The organism is Pseudomonas sp. GL_090 (assembly GCF_057837765.1).
The window spans coordinates 3,841,675-3,858,787 of the sequence record NZ_CM174452.1; the positions used below are offsets into that span (position 1 = coordinate 3,841,675).

Below are 17,113 nucleotides of genomic sequence, written 5' to 3' on the forward strand. Positions count from 1 at the left end.
GAAGAGTCATCCGCCGCTAAAAATCATCCCAAGGCGCATATTGATAACTATCATCTATTTTTTTAAAACCCAGGCCATATATTTTTTTATTAACACACTCATTCAAGAAGCGTGCAGAGCAGACAACTTCGTTAATTTCTTCAAAATAGAACAAGTCAGAATCAATATTTTCCGCAACTACAAGCCTATCAATACGTTCAAAATTTAGGCCTCTCGAATCGGGACCCTCTATTTTCACATTATTATCGAGTACAAAAGAGGAATTATCCAAATCCATGGCCCTCAACCTTTCGATAACAGCGAAGAAAAAATATTCCTTATCCTGCTTAGCCTCGCCATGAACAAAAAGTTCAACTGGCCGGCTCACATATTTACACTCACAAAAATCACAAACAGCTAAAAAGGCCTTGGACGCTAAAAAATGATCAGGCAACCAATCTGCCCTTAGCTGTGGAATGTCAGCCATAGCTCGGTAGTGAGTACTTAATATATCAAGCCTTGGATTTTCGGTTGGATAGTGAAAAGTTGGTAAATCGGGAACCCAATTCAAATCAAAAAAATAGGGCGCCCCTTCACCATCTGGTTCGTACTTAATGATATATAGATCTTTCATTTTCTCACCTCAAAGCAGCCGACCAGTTATAGAATCAAGTTTGAATAGTCCGCTTTCAAGCCCCTGAGCGGCCCACGTTTGGACATTTTTCACGCCCAGCGCAAGATCCATGTCGGTCAAACTACTTAAGTTATTGTTAAGTTTTACGAGTTTATTTTTTACAGCCTCAGTGTACTGACCATGATTCGACCAGTGCCCCGGCATGCCAGTAGTTTGGGCTAGTTCTTTGGAACCAGGCAGGAAAATGCCATTGGAAGCCCCATCAGGATCCCAGCCAATTTTCTTCAATCTGTCAAACATACTTTTGAATTGAGTACTTTTAATCAATTCTTCGGGTACCAAATGATGATTTGCCATTCCATCGCCAGATTTCATCCCCATGTTGTTACCTAACTTCGTAGAACACCAGCCTAATGGATCAACCCAGTTATTAGGGCTTGGTGCGTACGAGTAAAAATTCATTCCTCCTGATAGAGCAATCGGATCCTGCGTAACAAACCGCCCCACCTCCGGATCGTAATACCGAAACGTGTTGTAGTGCAGCCCCGTCTCGTCGTCGAAATACTGCCCCTGAAACCGCAGGTTCTGTTCGACGTCATTGACCGCCAGCTTCTCAACCGCCCCCCACGCCTTGTACGTCGCCTGCCAGACAATGCTCCCGCCCGCGTCAGTCATCTCCAGCGGCGTACCAATCTGGTCGGTATGGAAGTAGTAAAGCTTGTGCTCTTCACCTTCTGCCTGGTCGACGCGCGCCAACGGCGCATAACTCCCCGGCTCATACAGGTACAGACTGCTCTGCCCCGGACGCTCCTCACGCAGCATCCTCAGGCCTTGCCACAAAAAGTGCTTCTGCTCGGTTTTACCCTTGACCTCTGAAACCTTGGCAACCCGCCGCCCCAGGCTGTCGTAACGATACGCACCGGTACTTTCCAGCTTGCCATTAACCAACGTCTTAGCCCGTACCAACCGATTTTCACAGTCATAACCAAACGTCTGCAGCGTGCCCATGCCGCTGCGTTTTTCAATCAGGTTGCCCCACGCATCGTAGGCATATTCCTGATCCCGCCAGCGCTTGAGGCGGTTGTCCTTGACGTGGTCAAACTGGCTGGTGTTGAAGTTCAGCCGGTTCGCCGCGGCGTCGTAGCGGAATTCTTCACTGTCGATCAGCCGGCCGGTGTCGCGGCTGTGCAGCTGGCCGTTGGCTTCGTATTGGTATTTGATCTCGCCGCGCAGTTTGTCGAGGGTGCGGGTCAACTCGCCGGCCGGGTCGTACTGGTGACGGCGGTGGATCGGGTTGTAGGCGTGCTCCACCAGCAGGTCGGGCTGGATGCTGGGGTTGTGGATTTTCGAGAGTTTTTCAGCCGGCAGGCGCGAGGCGAACTGCCAGCTCTTGCGGCCCATGGCGTCGTAGCCGAAGCAGCTGGTGAGCGTGCCCTGGGTGCGCAGGACTTCGCGGTGCAGGTCGTCGCGCTCGATGTCGCTGATGAGCTGGCCGTCGAGGTTGAGTTGGTGCAGGTGGCCGCTGCCGTAGTACAGGTGATTGAGGTGTTGGCCGGTGGGCAACGTCAGGGTGGTGAGGTTGCTCAGTGGGTCGTATTCGTAGGACAAGGTGCCTTGCGCCGTCGTCTCCTGGACCAGGTCTGCCGAGCAGGTCGTAGGAAAACTCGAGCGTTTCTTCGCTGACGCCGATTTGCTTACCCTGCGCGGTCGGCTGGCGCTGGATCGACTGCAGGCGATCAGCGTCGTCATACACGTAATCCTGACGGGCATCGGCATTGAGTTTGGCCAGTAGTCGGCCAATGCTGTCACGCTCGAACTCGGTGCGGCGCTGTGGCCGCTCGCCGCGTTCGCCGTAGCCGGTTTCATCGACCTGGGTCAGATGCCCGCCCAGGTTGTAGCTGAAGCGTCGGGTCAGGTTGTCGATGCGTTTTTCTTCGATCAGCCGGTCCGAGGCATCGTAGGCGAACTGGTACGCCGCGTTGTTTTCGTTGATCAGCGCGGTCAGGCGAATCGCCGGGTCGTACTCGTAGCGGATGCGCTGGCCCTTGGCGTCCTGGCGACTGCTTGGCAGACCGCGAGCGTTGCGCAGCAGGCGGGTGGTCTGGCCTTTGCCGTCGGTGTGCGTCAGCACCTGGCCGAGGGCGTTATAGGTGAACGATTCGGCGCTGCCGTCCGGGTGTTTGATGCGCAGCACTTCGCCGTCGGGTTTGCGTTCCAGGGTGGTGGTCTGGCCCAGCGCGTCGGTGACGGCGACCAGGTGCTGGCGCTCGTCGAAGCGGTAGGTGGTGTTTTTACCCGAGCAATCCTGGAAGCGTTCGACCTGGGCCAAGGTGTTCCACCACAGGTATTTGGACTTGTGGGTCGCGTCGATGATGGTGTGCGGCAGGCCGTCGTCGCCGTTGAGGTATTCAGTGGTGTGGCCAAGGGCGTCGACTTCGGCGATGAGGTTGCCCTTGTCGTCGTAGCGGGTTTTCCAGACGCTGTCGTCCGCGAAGATCGTCTCGGTGATCAACGTAGTGTTGAGATGGTGCTTGTATTTGACGGTCCGGCCGAGCGGATCGGTCTCTTCGATCAGGCGGGAGAAATCGTCGTACTTGAAGGCCAGCTGATTGCCATCGGGCAGCGTAATGCCAATCAGATTTCCAGCTTCATCCAGGTCAATGGCGTAGCGCTCGCCGCCGTAATCGCGGCTGGCAATACCCCGACGGTCTTCGTTGTAATGCACTTCCAGTTCACACCCCAGCACATCAACAGCCCAGGACGTGCGCTGTTTGAAGTCGTAGCGGAAGTGAAAATGCTCGCCGTCGCTGGTCCAGTGTTCGACCACGCGAGGCTGCTGATCAATGGTTTCCCAACGGTAATGACAGCCCAGGCCCAGAGCGTTGCTGTGGCTGGCCATCAGGTCTTCGGCGTAGCTGAAACGACGCATCGAATCGCCGTTGCGGTTGATCACTTCGCACAGCTGGCCGTTGTCGTCGTAACGATACTGGACTAGGGTTTCAACCGCTTGATTGTCCACCACGCGCCTGACATCGGTGAGGCGACCCAGCGGATGTTCGTAGTTCAGATGGATACGTACGCCACCGGGCGCACTGATATCGGTCAGGGTGCCTTCGACGGTGCGGGTGAAATGCAAATAGCCCCCGAGGGCGTTTTCAATGCGTTGCAGCGGGACGTTGGAGTTATCGTCCGGCACTTCGCCGAAGTAGAAGAATATGTTGTCGAGGGTGTGCAGGAGGTAGTGGCCGCCTACCGTGCAAACCAGATACACCTGTTCATGGGGGTTATAAATACGCTCGCCCGGTTGCACGTCCACAAACGGGATGGTGCGACCCTGGTTGTCAGTGAGGTAAACAAACTTGCCGTTGCGGCGCAGGCTTTGTTCTAGGGCCAGATGCAGTCCCAACCTGACCAGCAATCCAGAATGCTAAAAAACATCTGCAGAAACGACTTACATCGATGACGGAGTTTGTATCCGCGATACATCTATCTAATCCGCAAGAACAAAAAAAGACAAATACATGCGGGACACATAGAGCCCCGCACAATTACATCAACAAATTCTTAAAGATCGGCTGCACCACCTAAAAATCACTAACAACCCGATGCGAAAGTATATAGCACAGAAAGCGTCGCCACCTTAAACCAGCACTCACCCTATCATTCAAGCAACTAAAAACTCATAAAATCATCATTTTCCTGATAGTAATTTAACGCTTTAACATAATCATCATGGACAGCATCTGGCTTCTGCTCCAATAACAATGTCACTACGTCAGCAAATTGCTGCCCAGAATATAGATAATCGAGGCCTTTCTCTTGAACAGATCCCGGATAGATTTCCCTATCATTATTTACCTCCGGGTAATCGGCAATGAAATAGCTAGTGGCTAAGTCGAGCTGTTCTTGATCATCACCATACAGACAAAAATCGTCACCCTGCTCCCCGGTAGCCTTCAGGCAATCAATTATTTCAGACAATTTGTAGTACTGATTTCGCGGTAACATATAATCACTCCAATCATCATTTATCCGCAGCAAATTTTTCCTGTAGCCCCATTAAGCTTACCTTTTCGACCCGGTGCACCTCCACCCCATATGTCCCGCCCGCCTTTTCCTGTGGGATGGTATAGCGCATGATTAGACCTATGGTCCACCCGATCCACAAGAGAAAGTCTGTTCACATCCTCATGATGGTGCCAGGTGAGATCTGGAGGACTAACGCTTTTATTTCCTGACTTAGCCCATTCGTCAAGTTTCGGATAACGGTTCAGCATGTCTTTTCTGAATTCAGGGTTTGCTTCCATTCGATTCAAGAGATCTGTATTTGCTCTATTGAATTGAACAGAATCACTAGAATATCTATACTGAGGATCTAAGGTGTGATCATGAAAAATATTATACTGACCATTATTAGGTCGGTTAGCCAATCCGAGCGGATCAATCCACATCTGTGCGTTGAGAGCATACTTGTAAAGATTCTCCCCACCCAACAATCCAATCGGATCCTGCGTAACAAACCGCCCCACCTCCGGATCGTAATACCGAAACGTGTTGTAGTGCAGCCCCGTCTCGTCGTCAAAATACTGCCCCTGAAACCGCAAATTCTGCTCGACGTCATTGACCGCCAGCTTTTCAACCGTCCCCCACGCCTTGTACGTCGCCTGCCAGACAATGCTCCCGTCCGCGTCAGTCATCTCCAGCGGCGTACCAATCTGATCGGTATGGAAGTAGTAAAGCTTCTGCGCTTCACCTTCCGCCTGATCCACCCGCGCCAACGGCGCATAACTCCCCGGCTCATACAGGTACAGACTGCTCTGCCCCGGACGCTCTTCGCGCAGCATCCGCAAGCCTTGCCACAAAAAGTGCTTCTGCTCGGTCTTGCCGTTGACCTCTGAAACCTTGGCAACCCGTCGCCCCAGGCTGTCATACCGATACGCACCGGTACTTTCCAGCTTGCCGTTAACCAGCGTCTCGGCCCGCACCAAGCGATTCTCACAGTCATAACCAAACGTCTGCAGCTTGCCCATGCCGCTGCGTTTTTCAATCAGGTTGCCCCACGCATCAAAGGCATATTCCTGATCCCGCCAGCGTTTGAGGCGGTTGTCCTTGACGTGGTCAAACTGGCTGGTGTTGAAGTTCAGCCGGTTCGCCGCGGCGTCGTAGCGGAATTCTTCACTGTCGATCAGCCGGCCGGTGTCGCGACTGTGCAACTGGCCGTTGGCTTCGTATTGGTACTTGATCTCGCCGCGCAGTTTGTCGAGGGTGCGGGTCAACTCGCCAGCGGGGTCGTACTGGTGCCGGCGATGGATCGGGTTGTAGGCATGTTCGACCAGCAGGTCGGGCTGGATGCCGGGGTTGTGGATTTTCGAGAGTTTTTCCGCCGGCAGGCGCGAGGCGAACTGCCAGCTCTTGCGACCCATGGCGTCGTAGCCGAAGCAGCTGGTGAGCGTGCCCTGGGTGCGCAGGACTTCGCGGTGCAGGTCGTCGCGCTCGATGTCGCTGATGAGCTGGCCGTCGAGGTTGAGTTGGTGCAGGTGGCCGCTGCCGTAGTACAGGTGATTGAGGTGTTGGCCGGTGGGCAACGTCAGGGTGGTGAGGTTGCTCAGTGGGTCGTATTCGTAGGACAAGGCACCCTGAGCCGTGGTCTCCTGGACCAGTCGGCCGAGCAGGTCGTAGGCGAATTCCAGCGTTTCTTCGCTGACGCCGATTTGCTTGCCCTGCGCGGTCGGCTGGCGCTGGATCGACAGCAGGCGATCAGCGTCGTCGTACACGTAATCCTGACGGGCGTCGGCGTTGAGCTTGGCCAGCAGCCGGCCGATGCTATCGCGCTCGAACTCGGTGCGGCGCTGTGGCCGCTCACCGCGTTCGCCGTAGCCGGTTTCGTCGACCTGGGTCAGATGCCCGCCGATGTTGTAGCTGAAGCGCCGGGTCAGGTTGTCGATGCGTTTTTCTTCGATCAACCGGTCCGAGGCATCGTAGGCGAACTGGTACGCCGCGTTGTTTTCGTTGATCAGCGCGGTCAGGCGAATCGCCGGGTCGTATTCGTAGCGGATGCGTTGGCCCTTGGCGTCCTGGCGACTGCTTGGCAGACCGCGAGCGGTGCGCAGCAGGCGGGTGGTCTGGCCCTTGCCGTCGGTGTGCGTCAGCACTTGGCCGAGGGGGTTATAGGTGAACGATTCGGTGCTGCCGTCCGGGTGTTTGATGCGCAGCACTTCGCCGTCGGGCTTGCGTTCCAGCGTAGTGGTCTGGCCCAGCGCGTCGGTGACGGCGACCAGATGCTGGCGCTCGTCGAAGCGGTAGATGGTGTTTTTACCCGAGCAATCCTGGAAGCGTTCGACCTGGGCCAGGGTGTTCCACCACAGGTATTTGGACTTGTGGGTCGCGTCGATGATGGTGTGCGGCAGGCCGTCGTCGCCGTTGAGGTATTCGGTGGTGTGGCCGAAGGCGTCGACTTCGGCGATGAGGTTGCCCTGGTCGTCGTAGCGGGCTTGCCAGGTGCTGCCGTCGGGGTAGTCCACCTGCGTGACCAGCGGGGTCAGGTGGTGATAACGGTATTTGATCGTGCGCCCGAGCGGGTCGGTCTCTTCGAGCAGGCGCGAGTACTCGTCGTACTTGAGCTGGAGCCTGTTGCCGTCGGGCAATGTCAGGCCGGTCATATTGCCGGTGTCATCGATGTCGATGACGTAGTGCTCGCCCCCGAAGTCGCGGCTGGCGGTGACGCGATGATCGGCGTTGTAGTGAATCTCCGTTTCGCGCCCGAGCACGTCGGTGACTTGTGTGGTGCGTGCCTTGATGTCATAGCGGAACTGGAAACGTTCGCCATCGCTGGTCCAGTGCTCCACTACCCGTTGCTGGCCGTCGATGTGGTCCCAGCGGTAGTTGCAGCTCAGGCCCAGGGCATTGCTGTGACTGGCCATCACGCCGTCGATGTAGCTGAAACGGCGCACTGAATCGCCGTTGCGGTTGATGACTTCAGCGAGCTGGCCGTTGTCGTCGTAACGGTACTGCACCAGGGTTTCAACGGCCTCGTTGTCGACCACGCGTCTGACGTCGGTCAGGCGGCCCAGCGGGTTGTCGTAATGCAGGTGCACCCGCACGCCGCCGGTGGCGCTGATGTCGGTGAGCGTGCCTTCGGCGGTGTGGGTGAAATGCAGGAAGTGGCCCAGGGCGTTTTCGATGCGCTGCAGCGGTACCGGGATGTTGTCGTCCGCGACTTCGCCGAAGTAGAAAAACGTGTTGTCCAGGGTTTGCAGCAGGTAGTGACCGCCCTCGGTGCAGACCAGATGCACCTGTTCATGGGGGTTGTAGATGCGCTCCCCCGGCTGCACGTCCACGAACGGAACGCTACGCCCCTGATTGTCGGTGAGGTAAACGAACGCACCACTGCGACGCAGGCTTTGCTCCCAGGGCAAGACCCAGCCCTGGCCAAGCACGCTGTCAGCGCTCAGGTCACTGGCATAGAAGCGGGACCATTGAATCGGCATCAGGCCCGGCAGGCTGAAGTCGGTTTCGTCGGGAATGACCTTGCGGCCGGTGGTGGCGTCGACCGGGTTGCCGATCAAGCCTCCCACCGCGCGCTCGATGGCCGGCCCCACGACGTAACGCGAGGCGACCTCACCGGCGACGAAACCGGCGGTGAATTTCAGTGCGCAGGGCATGACGGCTTTCATGCCGGCCTGGGTCCCGGCCTTGATCAATTGGGCAATACCACCGGCCGCACCGGCGACCGCCATGAGGATGTCGACTGTGGTCCGCAGCCAACCGGGGATCTCGTCGTCGACTGGCAGATAGCGGTGGGTCCCACCCCCGATGTAGACGTTGTCCGAACCGCTGGAGAGTGTCGCGCCGCAGGTCAACTTGTCGCCCTTGCGGGCGGCGGCTGTGCCGTTGATGAAGACGTTGGTCGAGCCTTCGGCGACCTTTACCGGCCCGGGATGCTTGTCGCAGGCGCCCGTGCTTTTTTCGACATGGGCCGCCTTGCGGCTGTTGATGAAGACGTTGGGCGACGCGGTGACGATGGTCCCCGCGGGTGAAGAAAACATACTGCCGATCTTCTCCCCGGCCGCGGTGAGCAGGCTACCTCCGACGCCTGCGGCCAGGCCCGCCAACAAAGCCACGCCAAACCCACAGGTGAACGTCGCGATCGCCACCGTGGCAATCAGCGCGATGCCGAGCGCCGCGCCGATGAGAAACCCGCCCAGGGCACTGGTGTGCGACAGTTCATCGCCAAACCTTGCGGCTTCGAACATGGCCGTTACTCCTGTGCGCTGGAGTCGGTCTTGGGGCCGCCGGGCTGGCGAGGTTGAAAGCTCGCCAGCAGGTCAATCCAGTTCTGATTCTGCTCGCTGCTGAAGTCAGCCTGGGCTGTGGTGGAAAAAATGATCGCGCGTCCAGGCTCGATCAGAAACGCCGCCTGGCGCTGATAGAAAGGTCGGCCATCAGTCATGTAATACGCATCGATCTGCACGCCCTCGATCGGTGCCGTGGTCGACAGCGCAACGGCCTTCTTGCCCAGCAGCGTATAGCCGCGCAACTTGGACGCGAGCATCTTGATCTGACGCTCGACGTAGGCCTTGAGCGCTTCGCCGGGCAGTAATGTGTCCCGGGAAATAGTGATGCTCAACGGCGCCGGAATGCTCGCCCCCAGCACAAACATGTTCACCGTGCGGTCCTGAAAACCTTGCGGCAACGCGATGCTGCCTTCCTGCAACTCATAATCCATTTTGGGTAACTTCCTTGAATCAAAAAAAGGGTGTTCAGCGGACGGTAAGGCCATCGAGCATGCCGTCAAAATCAACCAGCCACAGACTGAGCGCAGGCCGGACCGGATCAATCTCGCAAGCAATGCTCAGCCATTGCGCATCGTCACGCCCGGCAACAGGCACCAGGGCACCGACAAGGCGCGCGTGGCGATCGGCATGACCGGACTTGAAATGCAGATCCACGGCTTTCGCCGCACTGCCGGCCACGCTGACATCGCGCTGGCGGATGATGCGCAGGTCCGGGTGTTCCTCGCGAAACGCCTGCACCGCGACCTCGAAAAGCTGCTCCAGCGTCTGCCCCTGTTGCACATCTCGACGCTTGATCATCAGGCTGACCGGCTCGCCTTCGTGCTCGAGGGTGGTCTGGACCTCGCGGAAATTGAACCCCGTCGGGAATGCCAGGTTGAAGCCACCGAAGCTGAAACTGCTGGGCGTGTCTTGCAGCGCCACCACAGGTTCGGGTTCCGGCTCGGGCTCAGGCTGAACGAGGAGCGCGTTCTGCTGGGCAAGGCGTTCGGCTTCTTCCCGCGCAATACGCTTTTCGGAAATACGATCGTAGAGACTGACTCTGGTCATGGCGCCGTTACCTCAATCATTGACCCTGACCTCGGAACCGGTGATCTGGGTCGTGCCGGTACTCGTCGTGGTGATCGCCTTGCCCTTGATCTCGATGCCGTCTGGCGTGAGGGTGATGCTGCTGTCTCCCACCTGAAGAATGATGTGCTGTTTGGCACTGACCTGAATGAACTGGTTGTCGACCTGGATCGTCAGCGAGCCTTCCTGGACATTCATCACCGTGTCTTTCTTGATCGTTTCGGTGTGCGTGCCGCCGACCGTGATCGTGCGGTTGCTGCCGACACTGTGGGTCTCGTCGACCTCGATCTCGGTGTCCATGTTGCGCTCGGCATGCACGATGATCTGCTCGGCACCGGACTTGTCTTCGAAGCGGAAGAAGTTGGCCGTGCCGCCATTGCCTTTCATCGACCGGGTCAAGAAACCACTCTGGGTCTTGTTTGCCGGGAGCGACCATGGTGGCGTGTTCTGGCTGTTGTAGAGGCTGCCCATGATCAGCGGGCGGTCAGGGTTGCCATCAAGGAATACCACGACGACCTCGTCGCCTACACGAGGGATCTGAATGCTACCGAAACCGCCGCTGGCTCCAGATTGGGCGACGCGGACCCAGCAGGAGCTTTTGTCGTTGAACTCGCCATAGCGGTCCCAGTGGAACTGCACTTTTACGCGACCCAGTTCGTCGGTGTAGATCTCTTCGCCGGGTGGGCCGACGACGATGGCGGTTTGTGGGCCACTGATCAATGCCCGCGGGGTACTCATCGGTGCTTTGAATGGGATCTTGCGGCGGATACAAATGAATTGATTCTGGTAGAACGCCTCTCCGTCACCGGTATAGTTATTACGCCCAAAGTGTTTCACGCTCAAAATCAGGAACTGCCTATCCTCTACAGCACCTTTGTCATGATCGTAATGTTGAGTCAATTCGAAATAATAGCCAGGCTGCATGGCACGACAGTTACTTTTGCCCTGAAAGGTCTTGCCCTGTACTTCCATTGCCTCCAAACGATTGCGTGCTATTTGCTGACCATGTTCTGGATCTGAATAGCCGTAGAGCCCTTCGTATTCAAACACCTCATACTGCCCCACATCGCCTTGCCTGGCGATAGTCTGGAGTTGCACCTGATTTTGGAAATTAGGCTGTTTGTAATCAAATGACTTCAATGACAGTCGTGTCGAATGGAGAGTACGCTGCGATGACCATTCGGTAATGGAGTCAGACTCTTCAGTGACAGAGGCCGTGTGGAAACGGATAGTCGGCTGATCGGGCAACGGTTCAAAGTTAAGGCTCTCATCAAAAATGACCATGCGATGATCATCTTTACTGTGCTCGAAATTAAAAAACAAGCCTTCCTGCTGCAGGAGTCTGAGTACAAAATTGAGGTCCGACTCCTGATACTGCGTGCAATAACTGACAGGTTTTAAAGGCCGGCTCAATCTAAATTCATAGCTGGCCAAACTGAGGTAATAGGAAAAAACCTCCTTGATGATCTCTTCAATGGTCTTATCTTGAAAAATCCGCGAATCACGACGCCGACTCAGTATCCATAACCAAGGTACAACCTTGGCCACGTATTTGGCGACACCGGCGTTGGCACCAACGTGATTGAAGTGTGAACAATGGCCATTGATAACTTTCGAGCCACCATCCGCTAAAGCTATTTCCATGGACACTTTCTTGCCGATCAACTTTTTAAGTTCGATCGTTGCGTCGGTGGACAAAAGCTGCAAATCATATTCAAACAGAATCGAAAGCCCCTCCTCACCGCCAAAGCTCTCCAGGATCAGTTCCTGCTCGGGTGGCAACGGGGAATCGAAGGTGATGAGCCGATTATTCTGGGCGGTAATCTGCCCGATGAGTTCCGATATCATGCGTTGCATCCTGCAAAAATTGGCCTGAAGTCGGCGATGGAAACCTCTTGAAAGTTCTTTGTCAAGGCAACGAAACACTTCAGAATGATGGCAATTCGCCTGTTTGATTTTATTTTTCTGTCAGTGCACCCTTCGCCACGGGAGCTTGCCACGCAAGGCGAGTAGACACACTGACAGGGAGTTCGTCATGAGTTTGAGCGAGACACAACTCAAGCAGCTGGACCGAGACATGGACAGTAATCAACGCGAAATGGTCGTCCTGAGCATGGACGACGCAAACGCGATGATGGCAGAACGCAATGCCTCCTCAAGTATTGGCACACAGTCACCGCAAATTTGTTACCGAACGCAACCGGGCATGCTGGATGGTCTCTGGGGGAACACTCAATCCATCTACAACGCCACCGTACATCAGTTCGTCAATACTACCTGGGGCGTACCGGCAGCGTTGGGCGCTTATGATGCGTACAACGTCAGCCGCTTGCTCAGCGATATTGGCGGGTTCGGGACCAAGATTAAGGTTTTGATTAATAACGGCAAGCAATATGTCGTTCTAACCGGATATCCAGGATTGCGGAACCGTTTGAAAGGAACCCGCTATGGGATTCGAAACGCTCAATTAATTGAAGTTGGCATAGGTCGATATGGCATTCGAGGGTCGTCGATAAAAGGATTTAAACTTTCCTGCTATGTTGCGGTTGGCATTGAAGTAGCGGAGTGGGCGTTCAATGACGAGGCCGTACTTACTGACTTGTTTGCGGGTGTTGGCGTTGAATTGATTAAAGCAGGGATTGCGACTGCGATTGGGTATGCAGTTGCAACGTTAGTCGGAACCTCTCTTGCCTTCGCTGCACTACCGGTCATAGCCGGAGCAATCCTTGTATTCGGCATCGGCATTGGATTGAACGCACTAGACAACAACTACGGAATAAAAAACAGTGTAAAATCCGGAATGCGCTATGCCGTGGACAACATACGTTACCTACATGAGCAAGCGACCAGAGTTAGTGCTAAAGACTTGCAAATTTATACGGAAAAAGTCGCTGCCAGTATCATTAACCAACTTCTTGATCAGGCATACGACGAAACAAAATCCTGGATCCTCCGAAAAATTCAGCCCGGCGATCTACCACTACCTAGTTGGCCAAAAGCCCCGGAACTACCAAACTTTTCAAATTTTAAGCTTCCTAAATTTTAGGATCCAAATGAAATCTTTCGCACCTGAACACATCATGTCTCCGCTGGCCTTCAGACTCAGCGCTTTGGCACTTGTTTTTATCATGACCCTGATGGGTGCATTTTCATTGTATTGGCTTTGGGAGCACGTGCTACCGATTTACGGGCGCATCTACCGAAACGCTCCAGTTGTAGAGACCCCCTACTTAGCATTCTGCCTCCTAATGGCACCGCCTGCTGTTTTGCTCACGATCATAGGAGCTTCCATTGCTGTATGGACTGGAAAAAAATTTGACCCACCAAATAACTCATTTTTACACAGATTCTCAGCACTAATGATGTATCTCTCGGTCAAGACAATAATTTATATTGTTCCTGCGATTATGATCCTGACCACACTTACATTGCTCTACAGAGACTACACCCCTTGCCCTAAACTTCTTATCTCCGGGTCGGCGTGGCAGTTGTTTTGGGTAAACGACAAAAATGCCTGCTTCAAGCCGACTCGCTACATCAATGACAACTGGCCTTGCAAAATGATCGGCAATCAGGAAGTGTGCATCCAAGTGGATGGCAGGTGAATGGCTATTCCGAAGGGTGAGCGTTTCGCCAATGAAGACATATTTGTTGACTACCCCTACGAAGAAGTCACCTTTCGATGGGACCATCATTCGAAGCAGGTATTCGTACGATTCTACGGCGACGAAGAGAGCATTCAACCAGTCCCTCATGACAACCGTTTATTCAATGAAGCGCTGCGCTTTGGCGAGGAGATCAACCGCCAGGACTACGATAGAGGTCGCTCTCGTCGATAATGTTGTGTGACGACAAGCTATTCATTGAAAACTATTGAGGGAAAAGGGGTCAACTCAGACATAGCATGGAGCTAACGTCACCTGAACATGTCAAAAAAAAAGGAATAGTTAGCACAACTGATAAACGTCACGAATGCAGCGCATGACAAACTCAAACCTGACAGCACTGCTTATTACGCTCAAAGAAATCTTTCACAGTGAGAGCTGCCGAAATTTTGATTCAGGAATAAACGCGATAATCCGCCTGCTTTCCGACGACCCTTTACCGGACAGTAATGAATGGGCACAAGCGAATTCAATGTATAGAACAATGGCAGGCAGTAAATCAGGTTTCTCAGACGTCTACATTGATCGAGGTACCGCCGAACAGCGAGTCGCTGCCAATGCAAGACTGGATGCTTTGCGACAGATATTGTGGGACGCATTTGAACGGATCTGAAGTCAGACGATATGTCGTGACAGATCATTGCCTGGTGCCGAGATGTTAAACAAACTTATTGATCTCAGAAGCTCAAACGAAGCGCTCACCCAATACACCGAGCGTTACGACCACCTGCTTCCACCGCCCTCTCCTCAACTACGTCAGCGCATGGACCCTATATTGCAGCCGGACGCCCCCAGATATCCGAACAGGAAGCCTGAGTGGCTGACTTCCAGGCCTTGCACCCTCACTGAAGAGCAGGCGCTGGACCGCGCAAAAGGTTGCCTGCTGGGGCTCGCGATTGGCGATGCCGTGGGTACAACGCTCGAGTTTCTGCCCCGTGATCGTCAACATGTCAGTGACATGGTTGGCGGTGGCCCTTTCAATCTGAAACCGGGAGAGTGGACCGACGACACCAGCATGGCACTGGCTCTCGCAGACACCTACGTGGCAAACAAGGAATTCGATTTCCGCGACTACACGCAGAGGCTTTGTCGCTGGTATAAAAATGGCGAAAACAGCCACAACGGAAAGTGCTTTGACATTGGCAACGCCACTCGTACCGCACTGGAAGGCCTGATGGCGCAAGGCGTCGACTGGTACGGCAATGCTCACCCGTCCACAGCCGGCAACGGAACAATCATCAGGCTGGCACCCACCGCTATTTTCCGTCGCCACTCCTTGTCCGGTACCTGGCGGGAAAGCGCGGCACAAAGTCGCTGCACTCACAGGGCAGCAGAAGCCGTAAATTGCTGCGAACTGCTCGGCGCTCAACTGCACCTGGCCCTTAATGGCGCGAACAAGGAAGAGACCTTGTCTTCAATGGTTCGTGCCTTGTATCCCCGCCCCTTGATCATTAACGCTGGCGAATACAAACAAAAAACCCGCGATCAGATCCGCTCCTCCGGCTATGTCATCGATACGCTGGAAGCCGTTCTGTGGGCGGTCTGGAACACCGACAACTTCAAGGATGCAGTCCTGTTGGCGGCCAATCTGGCGGACGACGCCGACAGCGTGGCAGCTACAGCCGGCCAGATAGCCGGGGCGCTTTACGGGGTGACGGGCATGCCTGAAGAATGGGTCAAAACGGTCGCCTGGTCAGAACATATTCAAGACCTGGCGCAAAAGTTATTCGAAAGCGCCCCTCTCCATGAAGAGATGGACGAAGTGATTTATGGGAATCCCTGAAACGGAAAGTGCTCCTGGAAATTCTTGTCAGCGGATAGTTTTCCTCAAAATCAAATTCCCTGAACGGCTACTCCATGTCAAAACTATTGCATCGTTTGAAAATCCTTTTAGGACAAAAGACAGAGCTCCCACCCGCCCCCACCGAGCAGGTTGTCGATGCAGCCCCCAACACCGAAGTGGACAAGCCACTTTCCCGGGTGGAAAGGAACCTGTCCTGACTACCGATCAATCGTGGGCCAGAAGTGTTTGTCCCGCTGATGCCCCCCGCCTGCCCGGACCTGACGCTTGTGGATGCCCTCCTATTGCAGCGTTATCGGGTTTTCGTCATAGCGAATGACCCGGCCGACCGGACTTCAGAGACCACGATAAACCGCGATTACGCCAGCCAACTGGCTCAAGACTTGTACGGCAAAGCGACAGATCTTGGCTATTGTCGAGGCACCGAATCCTCGTTCGAAATTTACTGGCTCGTGCAATGTGCGGCGATTGTTTCGCTGCTGACCCATGGACCAGAATCAGAACAATTCCTGACCTATAGAAAACACGTTGGTTATGATCGAGACTCTGCCCGGACCGGTGAGCAGGTTCGAATGTTTGATGAGTACGTAGCGTCGCGCAGCTATCAAACCGCTGGAGCCGATAAGGACCGCCGTCTGAAAACGCCGATAACGGCCCTCAACTACATCGACAATGCGATAACCATCACCGCCCTGAGATACAACGGCTGTCCAGAGTTCCAGATTTACTCAAGCTCGCTGATCCAATTGCAATTCATCAGAAACGTGTTGCTGGGCGTTGAAAAAAATAAAGCCAGGCTGCACCAATTGACTATCGGCGCGTGGGCCAGCAAAGAGTTTGAAGCCGACGATCCTGAACTTGCCGGCGCACTGGGGGATGCCTTCTACATAGGCATTCAGATTGCACGCGGCCTGAAGATTCAGCTGCCGAATGGATTGCCGCCGGAAAGTCTTCCTCGTACACGACATTGCTGCGACTTCACGGATAGCGCTAGAGGTAATGTAATGACCGAAACGTGGTACCGCGTTGACAATGGAATCCTATGGATAGCGAATCAACCCATTGATCTGCCTCACCCGGTCAAAGTCGCCTTGCCGCATGACGACAGGCTCGCGGTATTGATCGAACCCGCTCCAAATGTCATTTCCAACAAAAACATCCTTGCACTATCCAGCCATGGAAAAGTGCTTTGGTACATCCAGGAAAGTCCCCACGGTACACAAGCCGATAAACCCTACATCAGTCTTCACTGCGACAAAAACGCGGCGCTGATCGCTGGCAACTGGAATGGCCTCAGTTACTCGGTCGACTGGAGTAATGGCTCCATCAGCGTTGTGAGCGTTGAAAAGTGACCCTCCGAAAACACAACGGCTCAGGGCTGTCACCATGAAAGACCTCCACAAGATCTCCTCGAACATCGCCCGAACAGCTGAACTGCTGAGGACATTCGACCACCCGCAATGGGCGGACAGACTTGAGGAGTGCAGCCTTGCGCTGCCCCGGGATACGACGTACGCGCTGTCTCGATTGATGCCGCTGTACGGTGGCATGGGCTCGATCAACGACGTTGTTCTGTATGAAAACGCAAAACCCTTGCTGGACGAAAACAACGAACTGCAAGGGCTGCTTTCAGACCTTTATCGGCTTTGCGCAGGGAGCCATTGAACCCGGCGCC

The 17,113-nt window shown here is 54.6% G+C and carries 14 protein-coding genes and 1 pseudogene; 7 read left to right on the forward strand and 8 right to left on the reverse strand.

Annotated elements, in window-relative coordinates; all coding sequences use genetic code 11:
- Positions 1-16: 16 nt before the first annotated feature.
- The 8 genes and pseudogenes from AC3ITA_RS17165 to AC3ITA_RS17200 all read right to left on the reverse strand — a co-directional run bounded on the left by AC3ITA_RS17165 (position 17) and on the right by AC3ITA_RS17200 (position 11,820).
- Complete coding sequence (locus AC3ITA_RS17165) at positions 17-613, reverse strand: imm11 family protein (RefSeq protein ID WP_150674135.1); 597 nt, start codon at positions 611-613, stop codon at positions 17-19.
- Between the two features lie 9 nt (positions 614-622).
- The gene (locus tag AC3ITA_RS17170; RefSeq protein ID WP_489280804.1) at positions 623-994 is read right to left on the reverse strand and encodes an AHH domain-containing protein; all 372 of its coding nucleotides are present in this window, start codon (positions 992-994) and stop codon (positions 623-625) included.
- A 21-nt stretch (positions 995-1,015) separates the two neighbouring features.
- Positions 1,016-4,016, reverse strand: a pseudogene (locus tag AC3ITA_RS17175) (RHS repeat-associated core domain-containing protein); the annotation flags it as partial.
- Between the two features lie 269 nt (positions 4,017-4,285).
- Positions 4,286-4,621, reverse strand: a complete 336-nt coding sequence (locus AC3ITA_RS17180) for a DUF7716 domain-containing protein (RefSeq protein WP_489277999.1) — start codon at positions 4,619-4,621, stop codon at positions 4,286-4,288.
- A 20-nt stretch (positions 4,622-4,641) separates the two neighbouring features.
- Positions 4,642-8,865 (reverse strand): RHS repeat-associated core domain-containing protein, encoded by a 4,224-nt coding sequence (locus tag AC3ITA_RS17185; RefSeq protein WP_489278001.1) that lies wholly within the window; start codon positions 8,863-8,865, stop codon positions 4,642-4,644.
- 5 nt (positions 8,866-8,870) lie between these two features.
- Entirely contained in the window at positions 8,871-9,338 is a 468-nt protein-coding gene (locus AC3ITA_RS17190; protein ID WP_489278003.1) for a DcrB-related protein, read from the reverse strand.
- Positions 9,339-9,372: 34 nt separating this feature from the next.
- Entirely contained in the window at positions 9,373-9,954 is a 582-nt protein-coding gene (locus AC3ITA_RS17195) for a DcrB-related protein (protein WP_414928116.1), read from the reverse strand.
- A gap of 12 nt (positions 9,955-9,966) precedes the next feature.
- The gene (locus AC3ITA_RS17200) at positions 9,967-11,820 is read right to left on the reverse strand and encodes a type VI secretion system Vgr family protein (protein WP_489278006.1); all 1,854 of its coding nucleotides are present in this window, start codon (positions 11,818-11,820) and stop codon (positions 9,967-9,969) included.
- A gap of 187 nt (positions 11,821-12,007) precedes the next feature.
- Between AC3ITA_RS17200 and AC3ITA_RS17205 the strand changes: the two genes are divergently transcribed.
- From AC3ITA_RS17205 to AC3ITA_RS17235, 7 genes are all read left to right on the forward strand, one after another.
- Positions 12,008-13,018 (forward strand): hypothetical protein, encoded by a 1,011-nt coding sequence (locus tag AC3ITA_RS17205; protein WP_489278008.1) that lies wholly within the window; start codon positions 12,008-12,010, stop codon positions 13,016-13,018.
- A gap of 7 nt (positions 13,019-13,025) precedes the next feature.
- Entirely contained in the window at positions 13,026-13,577 is a 552-nt protein-coding gene (locus tag AC3ITA_RS17210; RefSeq protein ID WP_412072633.1) for a hypothetical protein, read from the forward strand.
- Entirely contained in the window at positions 13,578-13,811 is a 234-nt protein-coding gene (locus AC3ITA_RS17215; protein ID WP_150674129.1) for a hypothetical protein, read from the forward strand.
- Positions 13,812-13,953: 142 nt separating this feature from the next.
- Positions 13,954-14,250, forward strand: coding sequence for a hypothetical protein (locus AC3ITA_RS17220; RefSeq protein ID WP_150674128.1), 297 nt, complete (start codon positions 13,954-13,956; stop codon positions 14,248-14,250).
- Positions 14,251-14,292: 42 nt separating this feature from the next.
- A complete protein-coding gene (tri1, locus tag AC3ITA_RS17225) occupies positions 14,293-15,420 on the forward strand; it encodes an ADP-ribosylarginine hydrolase Tri1 (protein ID WP_489278011.1) in 1,128 nt (375 codons plus the stop codon).
- Between the two features lie 242 nt (positions 15,421-15,662).
- The gene (locus AC3ITA_RS17230; protein ID WP_489278013.1) at positions 15,663-16,790 is read left to right on the forward strand and encodes an immunity protein Tsi6 family protein; all 1,128 of its coding nucleotides are present in this window, start codon (positions 15,663-15,665) and stop codon (positions 16,788-16,790) included.
- Positions 16,791-16,824: 34 nt separating this feature from the next.
- The gene (locus AC3ITA_RS17235; RefSeq protein ID WP_150674127.1) at positions 16,825-17,103 is read left to right on the forward strand and encodes a DUF6966 domain-containing protein; all 279 of its coding nucleotides are present in this window, start codon (positions 16,825-16,827) and stop codon (positions 17,101-17,103) included.
- Positions 17,104-17,113 lie beyond the last annotated feature (10 nt).